Genomic DNA, 24,721 nt, shown 5'->3' on the forward strand with positions numbered 1-24,721 from the left:
TATATCACAAAGCCTTAGAAGAATAGAGGGATTTAAAAAAATAAAATACTTCACAAAATAATAATTTTGTGAAGTACGATATAGGATTTATTGTTTTTAATAACAGCTAACAATACAGCCAACAATTAACTAACAATTGATCTGTAGCTGTTTTTTTGATTTTATTTTATTATAACTGGCATTTTTAATTCTTGTCCAGGATGAATATTATTTCCTAAATTATTTATTTCTTCAACCTTATCTATATAATTTCTTTTGTCACAATCATCTCCAATATAAATTGATGCAATCTTCCATAAAGTATCATTTTCTTTTACTGTATATATTTCATATTTTATTGTTTGATCTTGAATTGGTGTCTTATATAATTTAAGTCCACTTGTAAAGAAAAATGCTAAAAATAAGAAAAATATTACTCTAAATTTCTTAATATAAATTCTTTTTTTCAATTTTATTTTTTTATTCGTTTTCATTTTAACACCTCAAAATTTTATAAATAAGAATGTTTGTTTAGAATATATGTTTTGAATACATGTTCTGAACAATTGTTCTGAATTAATGATAAACGAAAATATGTTCTTTGTCAAGAAAAAATAAACACATGTTTGAAATATATGTTTTTTTTGTTATAATAAAGTAAATTATTAAGGAGGACATTTATGTACGAAGATTTAAACCAACGACAAGTAAACATACTCTTGTTTATTAAAAAAATTTTAGAAAGCAAAGGCTATCCCCCAACTGTTAGAGAAATTTGCCAAGGGTGTTCTATTAAAAGTACGTCTACTGTTCATTCAAGTCTTGAAAAATTGGAACTTTTAGGCTACATAAGAAGAGATCCTACAAAACCAAGAGCTATAGAAATATTAGATTCATCATCAGACCTATTTTTACAAAAGAAAAAAACCGTTGATATTCCCATTGTAGGAACTGTTACTGCAGGAGCCCCTATTTTAGCTTTTGAAAATATAGAAGATACCTATCCCCTGCCTATTGATTTTGCTAAGGACAGAGATTTATTTATTTTAAAAGTTCGTGGAGAAAGTATGATAAATGCAGGAATTCTTGATGGAGATTATGTAATTATAGAAAAGAGGAGTTATGCCAATAACGGAGATATGGTTTTAGCTTTACTTGGAGATGAGGCTACTATAAAAACTTTTTACAAAGAGGAAGATAGATATAGGCTTCAGCCGGAAAATGATACAATGAGTCCTATTTACACAAGAGAATTACAAATACTTGGCTTAATAGTTGGTTTATATAGAAGATTTTAAAATGTCCATTAAAAAAAGACCCCATGTGAGGTCTTTTTTTATATTTCTTCTTTAATTTTTCGTATAGATTTTCCTGTTTTTATTGAAATTTTCTTTAAATCTTCATATTCAAAACTTTTTTTACTTATATCTTTATAGGATAAATGTTTTACTGTAATTTCTCCATCTTTAACTGCAATTTTTGAAAAATCTCTTTTCATTTCAATTCTTTGAGCTTCTAAAATTCTTACACCTATAGAACTTGTGTATTTTAAAATTATATAAGCAGCTTTTTCAACTAATTCTGGATCAACTAAACAAGAAAGTTTATATGCTGGTCTATTTTTTTTCATATATATTGGTGAATACCAAACATCCAAAGCACCTATTTCAAATAATTTCTCACTTGCAAAACCAAGTTCCTCTCCTGTAGAATCATCAATATTTGTTTCAATTATTTTTTTACACGAAATATTCTTTTCATTTTCTGAAATTTCTATTAATGAGGCTCTTAATACATTAGGAATTTCAAAATCTTTGCTTCCTGAACCATATCCTGTTTTAAAAGTCTTCAAATTGCCCTTAAATGGCTCAGAAAAAGTTTTTAATATTGCAGCACCTGTTGGAGTTACAAGCTCTCCTATGACGCTGCTCTTAGCTGTAGTGAGGTTTGTGTTGGAAAGTATCTCAAGAGTAGCAGGAACCGGCACAGGAAATTTACCGTGGGCTATATTTACAAATCCATTTCCTGTATAAACTGTTCCAGCATAAATTTTTTCTATTTTTAAATATTCTATACACAAAGCTGCTCCACAAGCATCAATTATGGAATCAATTGCCCCAACTTCATGGAAGTGGACTTCATTTATGCCTTTACCATGAATTTTAGCTTCTGCTTTTGCAATGTGTAAAAATATTTCTTTTGCTTTTTCTTTTACAAAACTGCTAAGGCTTGAATTATCTATAATTTCTGTAATTTGAGAAAGATTTCTATGAAAACCATGATGATCGTGATCATGGTGGTTATGTTCGTGATTGTGGTCTTGGTCGTGATTATGATCATGAATATGTTCATTATGATGCTCATTTTCGTGGTCGTGGTCATGTTCGTGATGATGGTCAGATTTTTCTTCAGGTAAAATTACATTAAAATAGTTTGCATCAATGCCATTTTTTATTCTTCTTTCGCATATTAGGTCATATTCTCCTAAGTTTAATTTATTTAATTCTTTTTTTAAATAATCAAAAGGAACTCCTATGTCTATCATAGCTCCTATAAACATATTTCCGCTAATTCCTGAAAAACATTCAAGATATAAATCCATATTATCCTCCTATGGCCAAATTTTGTGAGCCCATTGTATAACCGCTTAAATCCATTGTTACATATAAAAATCCTATCTCTTTAAACTTTTTAATAATTTTTTCTCTATTTTCTAAAAGCAAATTTATTTGCTCTAAATTTATCTCAATTCTTGCAATATTTCCGTGATATCGAACTCTATGATTGATAAATCCAAGTTGCCTTAAAAATTCCTCTGACAATTCAACTTTTTTCATTATTTCAAGACTTATTTTCGTTCCATATGGAACTCTTGAAGCCAAACAAGCAGCTGATGGTTTTTTCCAAGTTTCTATGTTCATTTCTTTAGAAAGCTCCCTAATGTCATTTTTAGTAAGTTCAGCTTCTTTTAAAGGACTTTTTACATCTAATTCTTTTAAGGCACGAAGTCCCGGTCTATAATCATCTAAATCATCATAATTTGTTCCGTCGCATATAATATTAAAGTCTTTTTTTTGAGCCTCTTCTATTATTTTTGTAAATATGGCATGTTTACAAAAATAACATCTATCTTTTGAATTTTCTACAAATTCCTTAATAGAATATTCATCAGCTTTTAAATAAATAATATTAGCCTTATATTTTTCAGCAAAATGTTTTGCATAATCTTCTTCACGTTTAGGTTGCATGGAAGAAATTAAATTTACAGCTAATACATTTTGACTTCCCAGGGTTTCTATTCCTTTAGCAAGTAAAAAACTTGAATCAACACCACCTGAAAAAGCAACTACAATTTTTTTATATTTTTTTAAAATCTCTTCTAAATGCTTTTCTTTTTCTTTAAGTGTCAACGTTCATCACCTATTAATCTATTTATTTGAGCTGCGTTATAGCCTGCTCCGAATCCGTTATCTATATTGACTACATTAATACCTTCAGCACAAGAATTAAGCATTGTGAGAAGGGCTGAGAGGCCTTTAAAATTAGATCCATATCCAACAGATGTTGGTAAAGCTATAACAGGAACTTCAACCAGACCCGCAACAACTCCAGGAAGAGCCCCTTCCATTCCGGCAACTGCTACTATTACATTTGCGCTTCTTAATGTATCAAGATTTTTTAAAAGTCTATGAAGACCTGAGATTCCAACATCATATAATCTATTAACTTTTGATCCAAAATATTCTGCTGTAAAAGCTGCTTCTTCAGCAAAAGGTATGTCAGCAGTTCCTCCCGTAACTATTAAAACATTGCCAATCTTTTTTATTGGATTTTTTTCTATTTTCAATATTTTTGCATCTTCATAAAATTGAATTTCAGGTAGAATCTCTTTTATAAGTTCGTATTGGTGTTTATTTGCCCTTGTCCCTAAGACATTTGAATCTCTATTAGCAAAATTTTCAAAAATACCTAATAGATGCTTATCTTCTTTTCCCTGGCAAAAAATAACTTCACCAAAACCATTTCGAACTTCTCTATGAAAATCAAGCTTGGCGTAATTAAGCTCTTGATAAGGTAAGTTTTGCAAATATTTAAGACCTTCTTCAAGAGATATTTCACCATCTTGTACTTTTTTTAAAAATTCTTCAGCTTTTATATCAATCAACTCCTTATAATAAATTATAACATTTGGTATAATTTATAACAAGAAAGGGGGATTTATGAATTATTTAATCAAGGATGATATTATTTCTTTTCCAAATTTACTTATAAAAAATTTAAAGGTTGATAATTTTAAACGTGAATTAAGTTTAAAATTAAATGCACATCTTGAAATAATAGGAGTTAGTGACAAAGGACTAATCATTAGAATGTTGGATATGGATGAAGACGAGCTTAAATTAAAAGCTGAAGAAATCTACAATAGAGTGGAAGAAATTTTAAATAAATATAAGGGTAAGACTTTTTATAAAACTTATAATTTTTTGCTTATTCCTACAGGAAATGAAATTTTAGACGGTACCATTTCTGACAATAATACTCCTGAAATTTCAAAGCTTATAATAGAAAGATTTCCGGACTCTACAATAAAAAAACTCCAGCCCCTAGTTGATGATGAAATGGTTATTTCTAATACTTTAAATTCTGTTTTAAATGAAAATTATGATTTTATTATTTTTATAGGTGGTACAGGAGGCGGACATAGGTATAATAATTTGTTCAGTAAGGATTTCGTCCAATCTGCTATTGGAAATAAATTTAAAGATAATTTTAGAGAAATTTATGGAGATAACGGACATTTGTTTTCAAAAATAAGTTTAAATAAAACACAAAATTCTACAATTTTAAATTTACCAGGTCCCCAAGATGAATGTCTTCCTCTTGCAAAAATTTTTATTGATAATATTGATAATTCAGAAAAATTTATTTTAGATTTAATGGAAAAAAAATTAATTGAGATTTATAAAGAAAAGTATAAAAAAATTGTAAAATTAAAAAATCATGAAGATTTTTTACAAGAAAGGATTTTACATTATCGAAGTTTAGGTATGGGTGCAAGGCAAATTGCAAAGCTCCTAAATTCAGAAGGATTTAATATTAAATACTATCATGTTCACTATAGAATTAAAAAATTAGAAAAAAAATAAGTGTCATTTATTTGACACTTATTTTTCATATCCATAATTTTTATAAAAGTTATTTTTAAATTCCATAAATCTATCATCAATAATAGACTTTCTTATTCCCTTCATTAAATTTAAAAGAAAATGTAGATTGTGAATAGTTACAAGTCTATATGCAAGAATCTCATTTACATTAAATAAATGTCTTATATAAGCTCTTGAATAATTTTTACAAGTATAACAATCACAATCATGATCAAGGGGTGTAAAATCTTCTTTATATTTAGCGTTTTTAATTACAATTTTTCCCTTTGATGTCATTGCAGTTCCATTTCTTGCAATTCTTGTTGGAAGAACACAATCAGCCATATCTATTCCATATTGTACTGCTTCAAATAAATAGTCTGGGCTTCCTACTCCCATTAAATATCTTGGCTTATTTTCTGGCAAATAATCAGTTGTAAAATTTAAAACATCTATCATTAAGTCTTCAGGTTCACCAACGCTTAACCCTCCAACTGCATATCCTGGAAAATCTAAATCTACTAAACTTTTCGCTGATATTTCTCTTAAATCCTTATACATTCCACCTTGTACAATTCCAAATAAAGCTTGTTTATCAGTATTTTTATGAAATTCTTTACATCTTTTAGCCCAACGACTAGTTCTCATCATTGAATGCTCAATATATGATCTGTTTGCAGGATAAGGTGCACATTCATCAAAAGCCATTATAATATCTGAACCAAGAGTATTTTGCATATCTATAGAAATTTCAGGAGATATAAACTGTTTTGAGCCATCTATGTGAGACCTGAATTCAACGCCTTCCTCTGTTATTTTACGTCTTTTACTTAAAGAAAATACTTGAAATCCTCCGCTGTCAGTTAGAATAGGCTTATCCCAATTCATGAATTTGTGGAGACCGCCAGCTTTGTTAATAATATCTTTCCCAGGTCTTAAAAATAAATGATAGGTATTGGATAAAATTATTTGGGCACCTAATTCTTTTACTTCTTCAGGAGTCATTGTTTTTACTGTGGCTCTTGTGCCTACGGGCATAAATATGGGAGTTTCTATAGTTCCATGATCTGTAGTTATCCTTCCGACTCTTGCTTTACATTCAGATGAATGAGCTAATAATTCATATTTAAACATCTTTCCCCCTTAAAAACATAGCGTCTCCAAAGCTAAAAAACCTAAATTTATTTTTTATTGCATATTCATAAGCATTAAAAATTATATCTTTTGATGAAAAAGCACTTACAAGCATTAACAAAGTTGATTCAGGCAAATGAAAATTAGTTATTAAAGAATCAACACACTTGAATTCGTAACCAGGATAAATAAATATATCAGTCCAACCCCTTGTTTCCTTTAGCATTCCATTTTTATCAGCAACACTCTCAAGAGTTCTCATTGAAGTTGTTCCAACCGCAATAATTTTATTTCCATTTTTTTTAGCATCATTTATTATACTTGCAGATTCCTCTGATACCATATAATATTCAGAGTGCATATGGTGTTTTTCAACATCTTCAACTTTTACAGGTCTAAAAGTTCCAAGGCCAACATGAAGTGTTATTGGTGCAATTTTAACGCCCTTATTTTTTATCTGTTCCAAAAGTTCCTTAGTAAAATGTAATCCTGCTGTAGGAGCTGCTGCCGAACCTTCTATCTTTGAATAAACAGTATTGTATCTTGTTTGATCATCAAGTTTTTCTTTAATATACGGTGGAAGAGGCATTTCTCCAAGTTGATCTAATATTTCTTCAAATATTCCTTCATAGATAAATTTAATAAATCTATTTCCATCTTCACTTATATCTATAACTTCTGCTTTAAGTTTATCACTAAAAATTATTTCCGTTCCAATTTTAACCTTTTTACCAGGCTTGACAAGACATTCCCATATGTCCCCTTTTCTTGTTAAAAGAAGAATTTCTATGTTTTCTTCTTTATCCTTTCTATGACCATGAATCCTTGCCGGAATTACTTTTGTATTATTAATTACTAAAACATCTCCTTTATTTAAATAATTAATAATATTTTTAAAAATATCTTCTTTTAAATTTTTGTCATATCTATTTGCAATCAAAAGTCTCGAAGACGATCTGTCTTCGAGAGGATGTTGCGCAATTAATTCTTTTGGCAAATCATAATAAAAATCACTTGTTTTTAAACTCATTTTATAATCTCTACACCTTTAAAATAATATTTCATAATTTCTTCTGCCTTATAGCCTTGTTTTGCCATTTGAACAGCTCCATATTGACTTAAACCTACTCCATGTCCGTAGCCTTGACCCTTAAATACAAAAGAATCCCCGGCATCTTCAATGGTAAATAAAGTAGATTTAAATTTAACATTTCCAAGTAGGTTTCTAAATTTTGTGCCTTTCATTTCATCTGAATTATTTATTAATAAAGATTTAACTCTACCTGAAGAATCAAAATCTTTTATACTTAATGAATAAACTTCTTTTCCAAGTTTTTTATTCAAATCATTTTTATTTATCGTAACTGTCCATGGATGTGATGAAAATTGAGAATCATCAAAACTTATTAAATATGGAATTTGCTTTCCACCCCAAACTTCTGAAACTTCAGCAGTTCGTCCACCTGAAGATGCTCCAAAAATTGTATTGGCAACCTTTCCATCATACATGGCGTACATTCCCTTAGTTTCATCAACAGCTTTATTGCTTCTTTCCTTTTCCGCTCCAAAGCCGAAATAAACTTGGCATGATGTGGTATCATCAAGATTATAGCCTTTAGACTTATTTTTATTTATATTTGCAATCGCAAAGCTTCTTGATGTAATTGCTTGAGCTTTTAAAGCCTCTAAAGGATATTCTGCAGATAATTCTTTTGGCACTACTCCCTTTAAATAATCTTCAATTTCTACATTATTTATGATATCTAAATTCTTATTATTTATACGAAAAGATATTTTTCCCCTATAAGATCTTTTTCCAATTTTAATTGGCTTATCTGAGCTTATTAAAATTTCTCCTTTTTGAGGAAAATCCTTAACTATAATTGTATTTCCTTTAAAAACATTTATAGAAGTTCCATCATAAACAACAATTAAAGCTTTAGTGTTTAATGGGGTCTTTGTATTTTCATCATAATCAAGAGAAAATAATCCATCAGTTTTTAATTCCACTTTAGAATTTTGCTTATAGCTTTTACCTATTTTAACATTTAAAAAAGTATTTTCTTCAGCATATGTAAACTGAAATAAAAATAAAATAGATAAAATAAAAATTAATTTTTTCATAAAAACTTCTCCTGTTCATTATCATTATTATAAGGAATGTTAAAGTGTTTGTAGGCAAGTTCTGTCGGAACTCTTCCTCTTGGAGTCCTGTTAATAAAGCCGATTTGAAGAAGATATGGTTCATAAGCATCTTCAATAGTGATTTTTTCTTCCCCAACCGATGCAGCTATCGCATCAATGCCTACAGGTCTTCCTCCATAATTTTCTATCATAACTTGAATTATTTTTCTGTCTAATGCATCAAGACCGTATCTATCTATTTCCAATAGATTTAAACCTCTTTCCGCAACTTTCTCAGTTATAACTCCATCTTCTTTAACTTCAGCATAATCTCTTACTCTTTTTAAAAGTCTGTTTGCAATTCTTGGTGTTCCTCTGCTTCTAATTGCAATTTTTTTTGCACCTTCTGGTTCAATCCCTATATTTAAAATGTCGGCAGATCTCATAATAATTTTTGTTAAACTTTCAATATCATATAGGTCTAAATTTAATATTACGCCAAATCTGTCACGAAGGGGATTTGAAAGTTGTCCAGCCCTTGTTGTTGCTCCTATTAAAGTAAATTTTGAAAGATCAAGCCTTATAGATCTTGCACTGGGTCCTTTACCTATTATTATATCAAGGACATAATCTTCCATAGCCGGATATAATATTTCCTCAACAGATTTATTAATTCTATGGATTTCATCTATAAATAAAACATCATCTTCATTAAGGTTTGTAAGAATACTTGCTAAATCTCCCTGGCGTTCAATTGCAGGGCCACTTGTAACCTTAATGTTGACACCCATTTCATTTGCTATTATATTTGCTAAAGTTGTTTTACCAAGTCCAGGAGGCCCGTTTAAAAGACAATGATCCAAAGACTCTTTCCTATTTTTTGCAGCTTCAATAAAAATTTTTAATTTTTCTTTAGCTTTTTCTTGACCAATATATTCATTAAGCCATTTCGGTCTAATACCTATTTCTGTTTGGTCTTCTGTTGGAGAAAAGCTAGGTTCCACAAGTCTATCTTCCATAATTACCTTCCTATAATCTTAAGAGCTTCTTTAATTTGAATCTCTATAGGCAAATTAGCATCTATACGCCTTAAGGCATTTCTAACCTCATTATTATTATAACCAAGACTAACAAGAGCTTCAACAACTTCATTATCTGAGCTTGTGATATCAAAATCATTCTCATTACTTATAAAAGATTCTAAAGGATTTTCAAAATTAATTTTAGATATTTTATCTTTTAATTCGAGAATTATTCTTTGAGCTGTTTTTTTACCTACTCCAGGTGCACTTTGTAACTTATTTATATCAGAAGTTAAGATTGCATTTCTTAAATCATTTTGAGTAAGCTCACTCATTATTCCCATAGCAACTTTAGGTCCTATGCCAGATACTGTTATTAAAAGTTTAAAAATCTTCCTCTCATCTTTTGATAAAAATCCATAAAGAGAAATATCATCCTCTCTTACAATCATACTTGTATAAATTTTTATGTCCTCATGAATAGCTAAATTTTTAGATTCTCTGCCATTAAGAAATATACAGTATCCGATTCCCTGATTGACAACTAATATTGAATTTTCGTTTATTTCTTCAATTTTTCCTATTATTAATTCTATCATATTTACCTCATAATAAAATTTTCTTTAAATTTAAGAGAACTTCCATGAGTAATACAAACTGCTAAAGCATCTGCTGCATCGTCCGGCTTAGGTATTTCCTTTAAATTTAAAATTATTTTTACCATTTCCTGAACCTGCTTTTTTTCAGCTCTTCCATATCCTACTATAGCCTGTTTAATTTGAAGAGGAGTGTATTCGTAAACTTCTTTTCTAAATAATTTTGCACATAAAACCTCTACACCTCTTGCTTGAGCAACCTTTATTGCAGTCTTTACATTTTTATTAAAAAACAACTCTTCAAAAGCTATATCATCAGGCTTATATTTTTCAAGCAAGCCATTTAAATCTTTATAAATCTCTGTTAATCTTGATGGAAATGGAACTCCTGCAATTGTTTCTATAACTCCGTAATCAAGAACTTTATATGTATTTCCAACAAAATCAACTATACCATAACCTACGAGAGCAAGTCCCGGATCTATTCCTAATATTCTCATAATCACCTTAAAAAAATAACTAAGTTTTAAAACTTAGTTATTTGTATCTTTTTAAAACTCTATCATTAACTCCGTCCCAAAATCCTATCTTATAAACCTTAAGTGCATCTTTAAATAAAAATTTTACTATTTTTCTATTTAAGCCCATAAGTTCTTCATGATTAAGTGGTTTTTCAGAATCAATAAATTTACTTTCGTTTGAATTAATATTTATCATTATCTGTCTATCTAAATAAGAATTAAGAACATAAATTTTCTTTTTTAATAGGTTGGCATCAAATTTATAAATTAAATTTTTAATTTGTTTTTTTAAGTCAGAATCCCTATTTAATTCTTTATCAACATATTTTTTTAAGTTCAAAATTTCTTCATTTGAAAATTCATAATTGAAAAGTTTTTTTAAATTATAAATTTTTTGGATATCAAGGTATTTAAAAGCCAAACATTCAAGTTTATTTGTAAACTCTTTATTGCAAAAGCCACCCCTGTATCCTTCAAGATAAATCGAAAGTTCAAATCTATTTATATCGTCATGGATAAGACTTGAAATATTATTTACCATAAGTTCACTATCAACCTTATATCTAAAAAAATGAATTAAATCTTTTTTCAAATTTTTTATTGATATGTAAGAAGGTGCAATAAGACTTATTGAATTCTCTATATTATACATGTTTAGCAAAATATTTATTGAATCAACATCATTATCTAACAAAAATTTATCTATTAAAAAATTTTTTATGTTATTGAAGCAGTATGACCTGTTTTTTTGCCTTATTCTTGCAGCATTATTTGCCAAAATGAAATCCCCCATTGTTTATCGTATTTATTATTATACAACAAACAAGGGGGTAATTGTTTAGGAAAAGTAAATTTAATATTAAGATCTTCCTTAAAATTTATAGTAATACAATTCCATTTTCTTTTGCAAAATTTTTTGTATCTCCGTCCCATATTCCTGCTTGAACTTCACCAATATGCTCTTTTTCTAAGAAAAACATACAAAGCCTTGATTGACCTATGCCTCCGCCTATTGTATAAGGTAGTCTTCCATTTAGAATATCTTGGTGGTAAGGCATTTCAATTCTTTCCATTTTATTATCTTTTTTTAGTTGGTCAAGTAAAGACTCTTTTGAAACTCTTATTCCCATACTGGAAAGTTCAAGAGCGCTTCCTAAAACTTCGTTCCAAAATAAAATATCCCCATTTAAAGACCAATCATCATAATCAGGACTTCTATCGTCATGCTTATTTCCAGATTTCAAAAAATTTCCTATTTCTTCAATAAAAACAGCTTTTTTTTCTTTAGTTATAGCATTTTCTCTTTCTTTAGGGCTAAGATTAGGATACATATCTTCCAATTCTTGTGAAGTAATAAAAAATATGTCTTCAGGTAACTTTTTCTTCAAAATGTATGGATAAACATGGTTAATATAATTTTCAGTTATCTTAAAAACTTCAAATATTTCTTTTACAACCAATCTTAAATAATTTTTATTTCTATCTTCAACTTTAATAATTTTTTCCCAATCCCATTGGTCAACATAAATTGAATGAATTTTATCTAAAGTTTCATCAGGTCTTATGGCATTCATGTCTGTATAAAGACCTTCATATACATGAAATCCATATTCTTTTAAGGCATTTCTTTTCCATTTTGCTAAAGATTGAACAATTTCCACATTTATTTTGCCTTGATTTACTTTAAAATTTACAGGTTTTTCAACGCCACTTAAATTATCATTAAGTCCAGTTTCCGGCCTTACCATTAAAGGTGCGGAAACTCTTGCAAGATTTAAAGTATTTGCAAGTTCTTGTTGAAAATAATCTTTTAATGTTTTAATTGCTAATTGAGTTTCTTTTAAATCTAATTTTGTTGCATTTGAATTGCTTCTCATATGTCCTCCGTATTTAAAATAAAAAACTTTCACCAAAAAGGTGAAAGATTCTATACAAGTTGAACTTCAATTTCTCCGCAATAGGAGAATACACTTTCTAATATGAAGTCTACAATAAAGTTACTTAAAGAAAGTCCAAAATTTAAATCTTTTGAATAAGAAGATTCCTTAGATTTATATAGACTAATAGCATTTTCAATATAAGAAACTATTTGTTCTCTTAAAGTGACTTCATCTTCAATTTTAATATTATAAATATTGATTTCAGATTTATTAAATTTAAATATTTTTGCAAATTCATTTAAATCATTCTCATATTTTATGTGTTGACGCATATTTTTTGTAAATGTAATTCTATTTGCATGAGGCAAACAAGTAAAATCACAAATATAATGAGAAATAATTCCTAATTTTTTGCTAAAATACTTTCTAAAAACAGGTTTCATTTCATAAAGATCAACATACCTTGAGATGTATATTAAAGAAATAATTTCATTTACAATAAATTCTATGCTCTCATCATAATAGTGTCTATGAAGTTTATAATAAGGAAGGTAATCTGGTGCTATGCTTCCCCATTTTAATTTATCTAAATCTAAATTAAGATTATATCTCTTTTGAACATTTTCATAAATTTTTTCAGCAATGATTTTATGTGTTTCAGCTAAAATTATAAACACCCTCTTTCAAAACTGTTTTTATTATATTTAAAGTAAAAAAATTTGTCAAATATTAATATTTAAGAGAATCTTTAATTACAGACCATATATAAGGAGCTTCAAAGCCTTTTCTCCATGAAGCAAGACCTGCTAAATTATATTTATTAATTAAAGATGCTTTGTGAGTAAGTGAATACTCATCTTCAATCCAAATTTTTTTTGTTAAATCACCGTCTGTATATTCAACATAATTTTGTTTTGCTACATCATCAAATGTACTTTTTAAATTCTTACTTGAAATTATATTTTGAACTTCTTTCATTCCTATACTTTGGGATGACACTTTATTGTTTTTATCAATAGACCACACCCTTGTGTAGAAAGGAACACAAAGTATAAATTTATCACCTGGAATTTGCCTTAATAAGTTGTTTATATTTCCCTCTACCCATTTATATTCAGCAACACTTCCTGCCTTGTCAGAGCTACTCCAGTGTTGATCATAAGCCATTAGCATGACATAATCACAATTATTGGCAATTACTTTTCTATCATAAACTTCTTTATTAACATCTTTTGAAATTTGTGGTGTAACATCTACACTTAAAGTTATTTTATTAACCCTGCAAATAGCATAAAGCTCTTTTAAAAATTGATTAAGTAAATCTCTTTCCTTTGTAGTTAGGTGTTCAAAATCTATATTTAAACCCTTAAGTCCATATTTATTTAAAAGCTCCATTGTTCCTGATATAATTTTTTCTCTTGTGGTAGTTGAGCTTAAGGCTTTGTTTGTGATTTCAGCATCAAAAGAATTATCTAAATAACCCCAAACATCAATTCCTAGATTTTTATAGTTATTTACATAATCTATGTTTCCCCTATCTATTAAATCTCCATTTTCATTTTTTAATGAAAACCATGTAGGGCATATAGTATTTACCCCAGGGATATAAGTAATATTATTTATGCTTATTTGAGATTGAGGTCCGTATGTGTAATCCCAAGTTAAATTAAGAGGCCTTTTGGCCTCTTTTTTTACATCAACTTCACTTGAAAATTTATCTCCATTAAAATCAACTTCAAGCAAACTTTTATTTATATATCCGGCATATCCATCTTTAATTCTTACTTTATACCAGTCTTTATCTTCTCCAAAAACAATTATTTCTTCATCACCCTTTAAATTTTTAACTATAGGTGATTGCATAGAAGCATCTTCTCTCATATTAGTTCCGGATCCTTTAAGTTTTCCTAAAGGATGCTTTACATTTTTATAATCCATAATTAAAAGTTTAAGTTCTTCAATATATCTTAAGTCCAAAGGGTAATCATAAATAAAAGCTTCTATTGGAACATATACTTTTGAATTTTTTATAATTGCAGGATCTCTTAATAATATTTCTTTATTATTAAAGATTGCTTTGTCAGAATCTATTTGTATTCTTTTTGTTCCTTTAGAATTTGTAAATGTTATTACTTTTTCGTTTTCATCATAAAAAACATCTTTATCAATTTTATCTTTAATAAAATCAAGAGATAGATAAAATTGTCCATCTATTCTATCAAAGTCTGATTTATCAACATCATCTGCTTCACAAATAAATGAAAAATCATTATATTTTGTGCTTGTTTGCCTTGATCCCTTTTTACTAAATAAATAAAAAAAGCCCCCAGCAAGAATTATTATTATAAATAATAAACTTATTAATATTTTTTTCATTTTTTACCTCATTTTGTTATTTACTAAATTATACAACATAAAAGTAAATACAAAAAGAAAAAATAGGACTTAAGAGCCCTATTTCATTAAAAATTAACTTTTTCTTTAACTTTAGCTGCTTTGCCTTGTCTATCTCTAAGATAGAATAGTTTAGCACGTCTTACTTTACCTTTTCTTGAAACAACAAGTTTAGAAATTCTTGGTGAGTTAAGTACAAAAGTCCTTTCTACACCACTACCGTAAGAAATTCTTCTAACTGTAAAAGTTCTTCTAACGCCTTGTCCTTGAATTTTTATAACAGTTCCTTCAAAAACTTGGATTCTTTCTCTTGAACCTTCTATAATTCTGTAGTGAACTTGAAGTGTATCACCCACATTAAAATTCGGTAAATCTGATCTTAATTGCTCTTGTTCTATTGCTCTAATGATATCCACTTAAGTTACCTCCCTTCTCCATTTAATATATTTTTTTCTTCTTCTGATAGAGTCCTGTTTAACATATCTGGTCTTTTTTTTAAAGTATTCAAAACAGATTCTCTAAGTCTATAATTTTCAATTTTTTTATGATCTCCGCTTAAAAGTACATCAGGAACTTTATATCCCATAAATTCTTTTGGTCTTGTGTATTGAGGATATTCCAAAAGACCTTTATAATGCGATTCATCTTCATAAGACTCGCTCGAAGATAAAACACCATCAATAAGTCTTGATACTGAATCTACTAAAATCATAGCAGGTAATTCCCCACCTGTTAATACGAAATCGCCAATAGAAATTTCTTCATCGATATAATTTTCTATAATTCTATTGTCTATTCCTTCATAATGACCACAAAGAATAACTAAATGTTCTTTTTTTGAAAGTTCTTTAACTTTTTCTTGATTTAAAACATTTCCTTGTGGCGACATATAGACAACATAAGAATTATCTTTTCTGACACTTTCAATACTCTTATAAATAGGTTCAGCCATCATAACCATGCCCGGACCTCCTCCGTAAGAGTAATCATCAACTTGACCATGTTTGTTAATTGCAAATTCTCTAATATTAACAGCTTCCAGTGAAATTAAATTATTTTCTATTGCCCTGCCTAATATGCTGTATTCCTTCATAGTGTTTACAAATTCAGGAAATAAGGTGAGTATTGAAAATTTCATTCAAACATCCCCTTTATAGGTTTAATAATAATTCCACTTTTTAAATCAATCTCTTTAACAAATTCTTTTACTGAGGGTACTAAATGAGTGTTTCCTTTTTCATCCTCAATTTCATATAAGTCATTTGCAGGATTTTCAATTATGTTTATAATTTTTCCTAATTTATTTTTTTCAGTATCAAAAACATTTAAGCCGATTAAATCAGAAATAAAATAGGTATCTTTTTTTAACTTAACCCTATCTTCTTCTTTAATATAAACAAATTGATTCTTAAATTTTAAAACATCATTTATATTATCAAATTCTTTAAATTTAATAAAAACAAATTTATCTTTGTAAAAGACACTTTCTATGGAATACATTTCATCTTTTATTATTAGATAATCAGTTTTGGAAAATCTTTTTATATCAGATGTAATTGGCATTATTTTCAATACACCTTTGATTCCATGAGTATTTAAAATTTTTCCTACAATAATCAAATTATTCTTCAATTTGTAGATTAACCTTTATATTTTCTCTAAGAGATATAGCATTTAATATAGCTCTAATAGCCTTTGCAATTCTACCTTGTTTACCAATAATCTTTCCCATGTCTTCTTCTGCAACTGTAAGATAAATATTAATTTCATTGTCTTTATTTTCAGCTTTTACCTTAACCTGGTCAGGATTACTTACTAAGGATTTTGCAATATATTCAACTAATTCAACCATAGGTCCTCCATTCGGATTAAGCTTCCTCTTGGTTAACTTCTACTTTTTCTTCTACTTTTTTTCTATTGAATAAACAGAATTTTCCTTAAAAAGTCTTTCCACAGTATCAGTGGGTTTAGCACCATTTCCAATCCATTTGTTAACTGACTCTTTGTTTACTACTACAGTTTTTGGTTCTGTAAGTGGATTATAGTAGCCTATCTCCTCAATGAATCTTCCGTCTCTTGGCGCTCTTGAATCTGCTACTACTATTCTGTAAAATGGATTTTTCTTTGAACCCATTCTTCTTAGTCTAATTTTAACTGCCAATTAATTCACCTCCCGTGAAATAAAATCAAATTTATACAACATTAAAATTTAAAAGGCATTTTGAATTTTCCCTTTTTCATTTTGTTGCCCATGCTTGAAAATTGCTTCATCATTTTTTTAAGTTCTTTAAACTGCTTCAAAAGTTTGTTTACTTCTGTTACTTGAACTCCTGATCCTAAAGCAATTCTTTTTTTTCTGGATACATCTATGATATCCGGTTTCTGTCTTTCTTCCTTTGTCATTGAAGTTATAATAGCTTCAACTCTTGAAAAATCTTTTTGATCCACATTTATTCCCTTTAGCATTTTATTGTTCATGCCAGGTACCATAGCAAGTAAATCTTCAATTGGACCTAAATTTTTCATTTGATTCATTTGGTCTAAAAAATCATCAAAAGTAAAACTTTGATTTCTTATTTTTTGTTCAAGTTCTTGAGCTTTTTTTTGGTCAACTGCACTTTGAGCTTTTTCGATTAAAGATAAAACGTCTCCCATTCCTAAAATTCTAGATGCCATTCTATCAGGATAAAAAATTTCTAACTGATCCATTTTTTCTCCCATAGAAATAAACTTTATAGGAATATCAGTTACTGCTCTAAGAGATAAAGCTGCACCGCCTCTTGCATCCCCATCAAGCTTTGTTAAAATAACCCCCGTTAAGTCTATTTGATTTGCAAATGAACTTGTTACATTTACAGCATCTTGTCCTGTCATAGCATCAAGAACTAAGAGTATCTCATTAGGTTCTGTAGCTTTTGCTATATCTTGAAGTTCCTGCATAAGAGATTCATCTATATGAAGTCTTCCTGCCGTATCTATAATTAAAACATCATTATTATTTCTTTTTGCATGTTCTAAAGCTGCTTTTGAAATATCAACGGGACTTATTTTATCTCCCATAGTAAAAACGGGAACTTCTATTTTTTGACCCACAACTTGCAATTGTTTAATTGCAGCAGGCCTATAGACGTCACAGGCAACCAAAAGAGGTCTTTTACCTTGCTTTTTCATCTGGTAGGCAAGTTTCCCTGATGTTGTCGTTTTACCAGCACCTTGGAGACCTGCCATAAGTATTACACTTGGATGCTTAGAAAAATCTAATTTTGATTCTCCTTTTCCCATTAAAGATGTAAGCTCTTCATTTACAATTTTAATTACTTGTTGACCGGGAGTTAAACTTTCAAGAACTTGCGCACCTAAAGATCTTGTCTTTACATTTTTGATGAAGTCTTTTACTACTTTAAAATTTACGTCTGCTTCTAACAAAGCAAGTTTAACTTCTCTCATTGCAAGGTCTATGTCTTTTTCACTAAGTTTTCCTTTGCCTCTTAATTTTGAGAGAGTTTCTTGTAATTTATCAGAGAGTGATTCAAATACCATCAGTTACCTCCCCATTAAAAAGTTCATCATAAATTTTATTTAAAGTTACTAAATCTATATCTTTAGAATTTTTTTTAAGTTCCTCAAATAAAATTTTTAACCTTTTATTTTTTTGTTCAGTAAATTTTCTTGACTTAATAAGTTGTAATTTATCTTCAAATTCTTCTAAATTTTGTTCTCCTCTTTTTAAATTTTCAGAAACTGCTTGTTTTGATATATTTAAGTCTTCTGCAATTTCATTCAAGGAATAATCAAAATTATAATATAGCTTCATTGATTTTCTTTGCTTTTCAGAAAGTAAATCTCCATAATAATCAAGAAGCATATTCATTTTAAAAACATCTTCCAACATTTAATCACCTTTTATCGAGTCAACTTTTTTACTTGACCTTAGTTATTATATGGTTATTTGCATAGTTTGTCAACTTTTTTTAAAAATTTTTATAAAAAAATCTATAGTTTTTATAAAATCATAAAAAACTATAGATTTTAAAATTTTTACTTTTTATAAAAGATATAATTCGTCATAAACTTCATCAATTTTTCCATTTTTAATGTAAACTCTTGGGAGTCTATTACTAAAATGGCATGAATATGAAGTTGCAATTTCTCCTGCTTTTTCAGCTATTTCTTCAATAGTAATCTCTTCATTATCCTGTTTTCCCAACAAAACAACTTGATCATCAACTTTACAAGAAGCATCTGTTACATCAATCATCATTTGATCCATACAAATTCTACCTATTTGTTTGCACCTTTTGCCATTTATTAAAACTTCAATCTTTCCAGAAAGATTTCTAATAAATCCATCCGCATATCCAACTGGTATTGTTGCAACTTTAGTTTTTCTTTTAGCTTCAAAGGTTAATCCATAACTTACTTTTTCTCCTGGATTAATTGTTTTTAGGTTTGCAATTTTTGATTTAATGCTTCCTAAATATTTTAAATCAAAACCATTAGGATGAGGTAAAAATTCGCAAGATCCATATAATATAATTCCAGGTCTTACTGCATCAAGATCAAACTCTCTATAATTTATTATACCGTGAGAATTATTTATATGTTTAAGAGGAATTTCCAATTTATGTTCTTTACATAAATTTACCATTTCAATAAATTTTTTATATTGTAACCTTGTATAGTTATCGTCAGAATCTGACGCTGCAAAATGTGAAAAAGCTCCAACTATATTTAAATTTTTAAGTTGTTGAATTTCTTCTATACATAACTCTAAATCTTCTTTTATAAAGCCTATTCTGTTCATGCCGGTTTCAAAAGCCAAATTTATATCTGCTGATTTTCCCAAATTTTTAGCAACTTCATTTAAATTTTTTGCATCAAGAATATTAAAAATAGTTAGCTCAATTTTATTCTCAATAGCTCTTTTATATAAATCTTTATGGTTGTAGCCTAAAATCATTATTCGAACTTCTTTATTATTTCTTCTTATTTCCAAGGCTTCACTCATTGTTGCTACTGCAAAATAATCTATTCCCTCTTCTATTAAAGTTTGAGAAATTTTTTGAATTCCAAATCCATAAGCATTTGCTTTTACAACTGCAATTATTTTTGAATTTTTATCAACATGATTTTTTATTATATTTAAATTATGTTTTAAATTATCTAAATTTACTTCTAAGTATACAGGTCTTGTTATCATTTTATTCAAATATCGCCTCTACAAATGAATCTACATCAAATTTTTGTAAATCATCTATCCCTTCTCCCACACCAATTAATTTTATTGGTATATCAAGTTCGGATTGAAGAGCTATTACAACTCCGCCCTTTGCAGTTCCGTCTAATTTAGTTAAAATTATTCCACTTATATCTGTTGCTTCCTTAAAGGTTTTTGCTTGATTCATTGCATTTTGTCCCGTTGTAGCATCTAAAACCAAAAGAGTTTCTCTTGTTGCTTCAGGATACTCTCTGTCTATTATTTTAGAAATTTTTTCAAGCTCTTTCATTAAATTAGACTTGTTGTGTAGTCTGCCGGCAGTATCACAAATTAATACATCTATATTTCTTGACTTGGCAGCTTTTATCGCATCGAATATTACAGCTGCAGGATCACTCCCTTCGCTTTGTGCAATAACATCTACATTTGCTCTGTTGCCCCACTCTTTCAATTGTTCAATAGCAGCTGCCCTAAAAGTATCTCCAGCAGCAATTAAAACACTTTTACCTTCATTTCTAAATTTTGCACAAAGTTTACCTATGCTTGTAGTTTTTCCTACTCCATTAACTCCAACTACTAAAATAACTGATTTTTCAGAAATATTTAAGTTAGAAGATTTTTCAGTAATCATTATTTTTTTTGTTTCAGCTTTTAATAAATCTTTTATTAAGCTTGGATCATTAATTTTTTCATTTATTATTGTGTCTCTCAAGTTGTCAATTATTTTCATAGTTGTATTCATTCCAATATCAGCTGATATTAAAATATCTTCCAAATCTTCTAAAAGATCATCATCAATTTTTACATAGGCTCCAAGAATTGTGTTTATTTTAACTCCCATTTCTTTACGAGTTTTTAATAAACCACTTTTTAATCTTTTAAAAAGTGACGGCTTTTCTTCTTCTATAATTTCATCTTTTTTAGAACCATAAGAATTTTCTTCTATTTCTTCATCTGAAGTAGTTTCTTTTTCCAACTGAGTGTCAAAATCTTGAATTACCGTTTTTTCTTTTTCTTCATCAGAAATTTTTTCCATATGATCATTTTCTAAATCTATATTTTCATCTGATATTTCTTCAAGGTTTTCTTCGATTAAGTCTTCAGAATTTTCTTTTTCATTATCTTTAGAAAACTTATCCTTTATCCATTTAAACATAAATTACCCCTTTAATGCTGTACTTATAATTTTACTAACTCCCAACTCTTCCATTGTTACACCATATAGGATATCACAAATTTGCATTGATATTTTTCTGTGCGTAATTAAAATAAATTGTATGTCATCTAATGTCATTAAATATTCGCAATATCTTTTAATGTTTGAATCATCTAAGGCTGCATCAATTTCATCTAAAATACAAAATGGTGCAGGTCTTACTTTTAAAAGAGCAAATAATAAGGCGACTGCCGTTAATGCTCTTTCTCCACCTGATAAAAGAGATAAACTTTGAAATCTCTTTCCTGGAGGTTGAGCTTTTATTTCTATTCCTGAATTTAAAGAATCCTCTTCATCTTCAATTATGAGCTCAGCATGTCCACCTTTAAACAATATTTTGAAAATATCATCAAAATTTTTTGTTATAAGTGTAAAAGAATTTTTAAAAATTTTACTCATAGATTCTTCCAACTGACTTATTATTTTTTTAAGCTCTTTTTTAGAATCTAATAAGTCATCTCTTTGTTTAATATTAAATTCAAGTCTTTTTGATACATCTTCATATTCTTCTATGGCAGAAAGATTTACGTTTCCAAGATCTTTTATTTTTATCTTTAAATCCTTAATGTCTTCTCTTGCCTTTTGAACAGAATCTATTTGAACTTCTCCAAAGTCTTTAATGTCTACTTCATAATTTTCCTTAACTCTTAGACATATATCTTCATATTCATTTTTTGCCCTTTCAATATCATTGTTAATTCCAATTAATTTTTTTTCATTTTCAAAAATATTTTCTTTAACAATATCATTTGAATTTTTAAGATCATTAAGTTGAATTTCTAAAGCTTTTAAATCCTCTTTTGCCTTTTGTAATTCCTTTACATCACAATTAGTTTTCTTGCTACTTGATGCAAGTTCTAAGTTTAAATCCTTTATTTTATTTTCGTTTTCACAAATACTTTCATTATAAGTAAATATATTTTCATTTAAACTATTTAACTTTAATTCTCCAGACTTTATTAAATCTTCAAAATTAATTATTTTTTCTTTATTAATTTTAATATTTAAATTTATCTCATTCACTTCAATTGAAAGATTTGCTTTTAAATCCTTTATTTTATTAATTTCACTATTGTGAGAATCCTGAGAGCTTCTATAATCTTTTAAATCCTCATTTATTTCATTTAGTTCTTTATTTTTAACTTCTCTTACTTTTTTTAAACTTTCGATTTTATCTTTATCATTTTTTATAGAGTCTATAAGTTCATTAAATTCTTGCTCATATCTCTCACAATTGTATTTTGTATTTTCATAAATATTTTTTAAATTTAAAATTGTATTTTCATATTTTTGGTTATTGTTTGAAATCTCTTGCAAATCCTCTTCAGCTTTTGAAATTTTAAGGCTCAATTTACTTGCTGAATCTGAAAGATCTTTAATATTAATTTCTCCTTCTTTAATCTCATTTATTAAATTTTCAATTTTTAAATTTATTCGTTTAAGCTCATTTGTTCTAAATAAAAGAGAAGAATTATTTTTTGAACTTCCGCCTGTAATAGATCCTCCAATATTTAAACTTTCTCCATTTAGGGTAACAACCCTATAAGATTTATTTACCTCATTTGAAAAATTTAAGGCAGATTTGTAATCTTTTGCTATTACTATTTTACCTAATAGAAATTTAAAGATTTCTTGTAAATCTTTTTTTGTTGTTATCAACTGATCTGCAAAGCCCAATATTCCACTGTTTTTAAAAGGACTTAAATCAAAATTATTACTATAAGATTTTATTCTGTCTATAGGCATAAAAGTTACCCTACCTAAAGATTCTTCATTTAAAAGATCTATCATATTTTTTACAGATTTTTCATCTTTTACTATGATATTTTGAATGTTTCCACCTAAGGCCACGCTTATGGCAATCTCATATTCCTTTTTTAAGCTTAAATTTTCTCCTACAGGTCCAATTAAAGAATTTGAAAATAAATTCCTCTTTTTTGTAAAATTCATAAATTGTTTTACTGATTTAGAATACCCGTCAAAATTTTCAATGATATTAATAAGAGTTTTTTTCTTTAAAATATCTGATTCATACTCATTTTTTAGCTCATTAGATTTTTTAGAAATTGCATCTAAGTTTAAATTTATATTGTTAAAATTACCTTCATTTTTATTTTTTTCTTCTTCTAACTTTTTAAATAAAGACTTGTTTGAAGATAACTTTTCCTTATAATCATCTAAAGAATTAAGAATTTCTTTTATATTAGTTTCAAGTTTATCAATATTTCCATTTAAGCCGTCAATCCTTAAGTTTTTTTCATCAATTAACATTCCTAAATTATCAATATCTCTTGTTATTGATGTTATTTCTGTAAGTAAATTTATTCTATTTTCTTCTAAAGATTTTTCAGATTCATTACTAATAGAATATTTTTTTTCTAAATCATTTATGTTTTTATCTATGTCTTGGATTCTATTGTTTAACTCTTTAAATTTTATAATTTCTTTATCAATAATTTCTTTTGAAAGATTTATAGATTGTTCATATTTGGAGTTTTCACTTTTTATTTCATCTATGTTGTTATTTGCACTTAAAATTGAATTGTTTAATGCCCTATTTCTTTCTTTAAGAAGTTTTATATTTCCTGTTAAAGATTCAACTTGTCTTGTATTTTCAAGATTTGTAGAATTTTTTTCTTCAATAATTTCATTTATTGTTTGAATTTGGTTTTTAAATTCATTTTCTTTAACTAGGCTTTTTCCCAAACTTTCTCTAAAAGATTTAGTTTGCTTTTCATAATTTTTAATGTCATTTTTTTTGCCCTCAAGATAATTTAAAAGTCTTTTTAAATCTCTTTTTGATATGTTAAGATCGAGTATCTTTAACTTTTCAAAATAATAATTATATAACTTTGCTTTTTCAGATTCGATTTTTAAATTTTCTTCTTGGCTAGCAATTTCTGAAATTATATCACTCAATCTTATGATATTATCTTCTGTTCTTTTTAACTTATTTTCAGCCTCAAGTTTTTTTGATTTATATTTACTTATTCCTGAAGCCTCTTCAAAAATTGCACGTCTATCTTGAGGTTTTGTGCTAAGTATAGATTCAATTTTCCCTTGACCAATTAAAGAATATCCATCTTTACCTATTCCGGTATCCATAAATAATTCCTTTATGTCTTTAAGACGTACTTTACTAGAGTTAATTAAATATTCACTTTCAAGGGATCTGTACATCTTCCTTGTTACTGAAACCTCATTAAAATCAATGTTAAGAGCCCTATCCTCATTATTAAATACTATTGTTACCTCAGCAAATCCCAAGGGTTTTCTCTTGTTAGTGCCAGAAAAAATAACATCTTCCATTTTTCTTCCACGTAAAGTCTTTACGCTTGTTTCTCCAAGAACCCACATTATTGCATCTGAGATATTACTCTTACCACTTCCATTAGGACCTACAACTCCGGTAATTTTTTTATTAAATTCTATTTTTGTTTTATCTGCAAAGGACTTGAACCCTTGTATATATAATGATTTTAAATACATC

26 protein-coding genes are annotated in these 24,721 nt (G+C 27.9%); 2 read left to right on the forward strand and 24 right to left on the reverse strand.

What is annotated here, in order from left to right; translation table 11 throughout:
- Positions 1-161: 161 nt before the first annotated feature.
- A complete protein-coding gene (locus tag HMPREF1253_RS08345) occupies positions 162-473 on the reverse strand; it encodes a LysM peptidoglycan-binding domain-containing protein (RefSeq protein ID WP_023056364.1) in 312 nt (103 codons plus the stop codon).
- A 186-nt stretch (positions 474-659) separates the two neighbouring features.
- Here HMPREF1253_RS08345 and lexA point away from each other — a divergent pair, with 186 nt between their 5' ends.
- On the forward strand, positions 660-1,277 hold the full coding sequence (gene lexA, locus HMPREF1253_RS08350) for a transcriptional repressor LexA (RefSeq protein ID WP_023056431.1): 618 nt from the start codon (positions 660-662) through the stop codon (positions 1,275-1,277).
- 38 nt (positions 1,278-1,315) lie between these two features.
- Here the strand turns inward: lexA and larC are convergent, their stop codons facing one another.
- From larC to larB, 3 genes are read right to left on the reverse strand one after another with little or no spacing between them, the layout of a single operon-like run.
- Complete coding sequence (gene larC / locus HMPREF1253_RS08355; RefSeq protein ID WP_023056425.1) at positions 1,316-2,581, reverse strand: nickel pincer cofactor biosynthesis protein LarC; 1,266 nt, start codon at positions 2,579-2,581, stop codon at positions 1,316-1,318.
- 1 nt (position 2,582) lies between these two features.
- Entirely contained in the window at positions 2,583-3,389 is an 807-nt protein-coding gene (gene larE, locus HMPREF1253_RS08360) for an ATP-dependent sacrificial sulfur transferase LarE (protein ID WP_023056365.1), read from the reverse strand.
- Positions 3,386-4,135, reverse strand: coding sequence for a nickel pincer cofactor biosynthesis protein LarB (larB, locus tag HMPREF1253_RS08365; RefSeq protein ID WP_036739974.1), 750 nt, complete (start codon positions 4,133-4,135; stop codon positions 3,386-3,388). The genes larE and larB overlap by 4 nt, the downstream gene beginning before the upstream one ends.
- Positions 4,136-4,199: 64 nt before the next feature.
- On the opposite strand from larB, the gene HMPREF1253_RS09755 reads away from it, so the two are divergent.
- Positions 4,200-5,126, forward strand: a complete 927-nt coding sequence (locus HMPREF1253_RS09755) for a molybdopterin-binding protein (RefSeq protein WP_023056395.1) — start codon at positions 4,200-4,202, stop codon at positions 5,124-5,126.
- An 18-nt stretch (positions 5,127-5,144) separates the two neighbouring features.
- On the opposite strand, the gene tgt is transcribed toward HMPREF1253_RS09755, so the two are convergent.
- From tgt to smc, 20 genes are all read right to left on the reverse strand, one after another.
- Positions 5,145-6,260, reverse strand: coding sequence for a tRNA guanosine(34) transglycosylase Tgt (tgt, locus tag HMPREF1253_RS08375; protein WP_023056352.1), 1,116 nt, complete (start codon positions 6,258-6,260; stop codon positions 5,145-5,147).
- Positions 6,253-7,290, reverse strand: coding sequence for a tRNA preQ1(34) S-adenosylmethionine ribosyltransferase-isomerase QueA (gene queA / locus HMPREF1253_RS08380; protein ID WP_023056362.1), 1,038 nt, complete (start codon positions 7,288-7,290; stop codon positions 6,253-6,255). Before queA ends, tgt begins: the two co-directional genes overlap by 8 nt.
- Positions 7,287-8,384, reverse strand: a complete 1,098-nt coding sequence (locus HMPREF1253_RS08385) for a SpoIID/LytB domain-containing protein (protein ID WP_023056332.1) — start codon at positions 8,382-8,384, stop codon at positions 7,287-7,289. Before HMPREF1253_RS08385 ends, queA begins: the two co-directional genes overlap by 4 nt.
- On the reverse strand, positions 8,381-9,403 hold the full coding sequence (gene ruvB / locus HMPREF1253_RS08390; RefSeq protein WP_023056358.1) for a Holliday junction branch migration DNA helicase RuvB: 1,023 nt from the start codon (positions 9,401-9,403) through the stop codon (positions 8,381-8,383). Before ruvB ends, HMPREF1253_RS08385 begins: the two co-directional genes overlap by 4 nt.
- A 2-nt stretch (positions 9,404-9,405) precedes the next feature.
- Positions 9,406-10,005, reverse strand: a complete 600-nt coding sequence (ruvA, locus tag HMPREF1253_RS08395) for a Holliday junction branch migration protein RuvA (protein ID WP_023056307.1) — start codon at positions 10,003-10,005, stop codon at positions 9,406-9,408.
- 2 nt (positions 10,006-10,007) lie between these two features.
- Positions 10,008-10,502: a crossover junction endodeoxyribonuclease RuvC gene (ruvC, locus tag HMPREF1253_RS08400; protein WP_023056340.1), complete on the reverse strand. Its 495-nt coding sequence runs from the start codon at positions 10,500-10,502 to the stop codon at positions 10,008-10,010.
- Between the two features lie 37 nt (positions 10,503-10,539).
- Complete coding sequence (locus HMPREF1253_RS08405; RefSeq protein ID WP_023056355.1) at positions 10,540-11,301, reverse strand: hypothetical protein; 762 nt, start codon at positions 11,299-11,301, stop codon at positions 10,540-10,542.
- A gap of 100 nt (positions 11,302-11,401) precedes the next feature.
- Entirely contained in the window at positions 11,402-12,400 is a 999-nt protein-coding gene (asnA, locus tag HMPREF1253_RS08410; protein ID WP_023056372.1) for an aspartate--ammonia ligase, read from the reverse strand.
- A 50-nt stretch (positions 12,401-12,450) separates the two neighbouring features.
- Positions 12,451-13,080 (reverse strand): zinc dependent phospholipase C family protein, encoded by a 630-nt coding sequence (locus HMPREF1253_RS08415; RefSeq protein WP_023056383.1) that lies wholly within the window; start codon positions 13,078-13,080, stop codon positions 12,451-12,453.
- A 52-nt stretch (positions 13,081-13,132) separates the two neighbouring features.
- Positions 13,133-14,779, reverse strand: coding sequence for a glycosyl hydrolase family 18 protein (locus HMPREF1253_RS08420; RefSeq protein WP_023056386.1), 1,647 nt, complete (start codon positions 14,777-14,779; stop codon positions 13,133-13,135).
- An 86-nt stretch (positions 14,780-14,865) separates the two neighbouring features.
- Positions 14,866-15,213: a 50S ribosomal protein L19 gene (gene rplS / locus HMPREF1253_RS08425; RefSeq protein ID WP_023056339.1), complete on the reverse strand. Its 348-nt coding sequence runs from the start codon at positions 15,211-15,213 to the stop codon at positions 14,866-14,868.
- Between the two features lie 5 nt (positions 15,214-15,218).
- Entirely contained in the window at positions 15,219-15,935 is a 717-nt protein-coding gene (gene trmD, locus HMPREF1253_RS08430; protein WP_023056420.1) for a tRNA (guanosine(37)-N1)-methyltransferase TrmD, read from the reverse strand.
- Complete coding sequence (gene rimM, locus HMPREF1253_RS08435) at positions 15,932-16,429, reverse strand: ribosome maturation factor RimM (RefSeq protein WP_023056397.1); 498 nt, start codon at positions 16,427-16,429, stop codon at positions 15,932-15,934. The genes trmD and rimM overlap by 4 nt, the downstream gene beginning before the upstream one ends.
- On the reverse strand, positions 16,419-16,649 hold the full coding sequence (locus tag HMPREF1253_RS08440; protein ID WP_023056357.1) for a KH domain-containing protein: 231 nt from the start codon (positions 16,647-16,649) through the stop codon (positions 16,419-16,421). Before HMPREF1253_RS08440 ends, rimM begins: the two co-directional genes overlap by 11 nt.
- A gap of 51 nt (positions 16,650-16,700) precedes the next feature.
- Positions 16,701-16,958, reverse strand: coding sequence for a 30S ribosomal protein S16 (gene rpsP / locus HMPREF1253_RS08445; RefSeq protein WP_023056328.1), 258 nt, complete (start codon positions 16,956-16,958; stop codon positions 16,701-16,703).
- Between the two features lie 41 nt (positions 16,959-16,999).
- Positions 17,000-18,337 carry a signal recognition particle protein gene (gene ffh, locus HMPREF1253_RS08450; protein ID WP_023056316.1) on the reverse strand — a complete coding sequence of 446 codons (1,338 nt, stop codon included), beginning with the start codon at positions 18,335-18,337 and terminating at the stop codon, positions 17,000-17,002.
- Positions 18,327-18,689, reverse strand: coding sequence for a YlxM family DNA-binding protein (ylxM, locus tag HMPREF1253_RS08455; protein WP_023056418.1), 363 nt, complete (start codon positions 18,687-18,689; stop codon positions 18,327-18,329). The genes ffh and ylxM overlap by 11 nt, the downstream gene beginning before the upstream one ends.
- A gap of 153 nt (positions 18,690-18,842) precedes the next feature.
- Entirely contained in the window at positions 18,843-19,997 is a 1,155-nt protein-coding gene (gene alr, locus HMPREF1253_RS08460; RefSeq protein ID WP_023056331.1) for an alanine racemase, read from the reverse strand.
- Position 19,998: 1 nt separating this feature from the next.
- Positions 19,999-21,171, reverse strand: coding sequence for a signal recognition particle-docking protein FtsY (gene ftsY / locus HMPREF1253_RS08465; protein WP_023056370.1), 1,173 nt, complete (start codon positions 21,169-21,171; stop codon positions 19,999-20,001).
- 3 nt (positions 21,172-21,174) lie between these two features.
- Positions 21,175-24,720, reverse strand: a complete 3,546-nt coding sequence (gene smc / locus HMPREF1253_RS08470) for a chromosome segregation protein SMC (RefSeq protein WP_023056396.1) — start codon at positions 24,718-24,720, stop codon at positions 21,175-21,177.
- Position 24,721 lies beyond the last annotated feature (1 nt).

It is taken from the genome of Peptoniphilus sp. BV3C26 (assembly GCF_000478985.1).
Taxonomy (GTDB): domain Bacteria; phylum Bacillota; class Clostridia; order Tissierellales; family Peptoniphilaceae; genus Peptoniphilus_B; species Peptoniphilus_B koenoeneniae.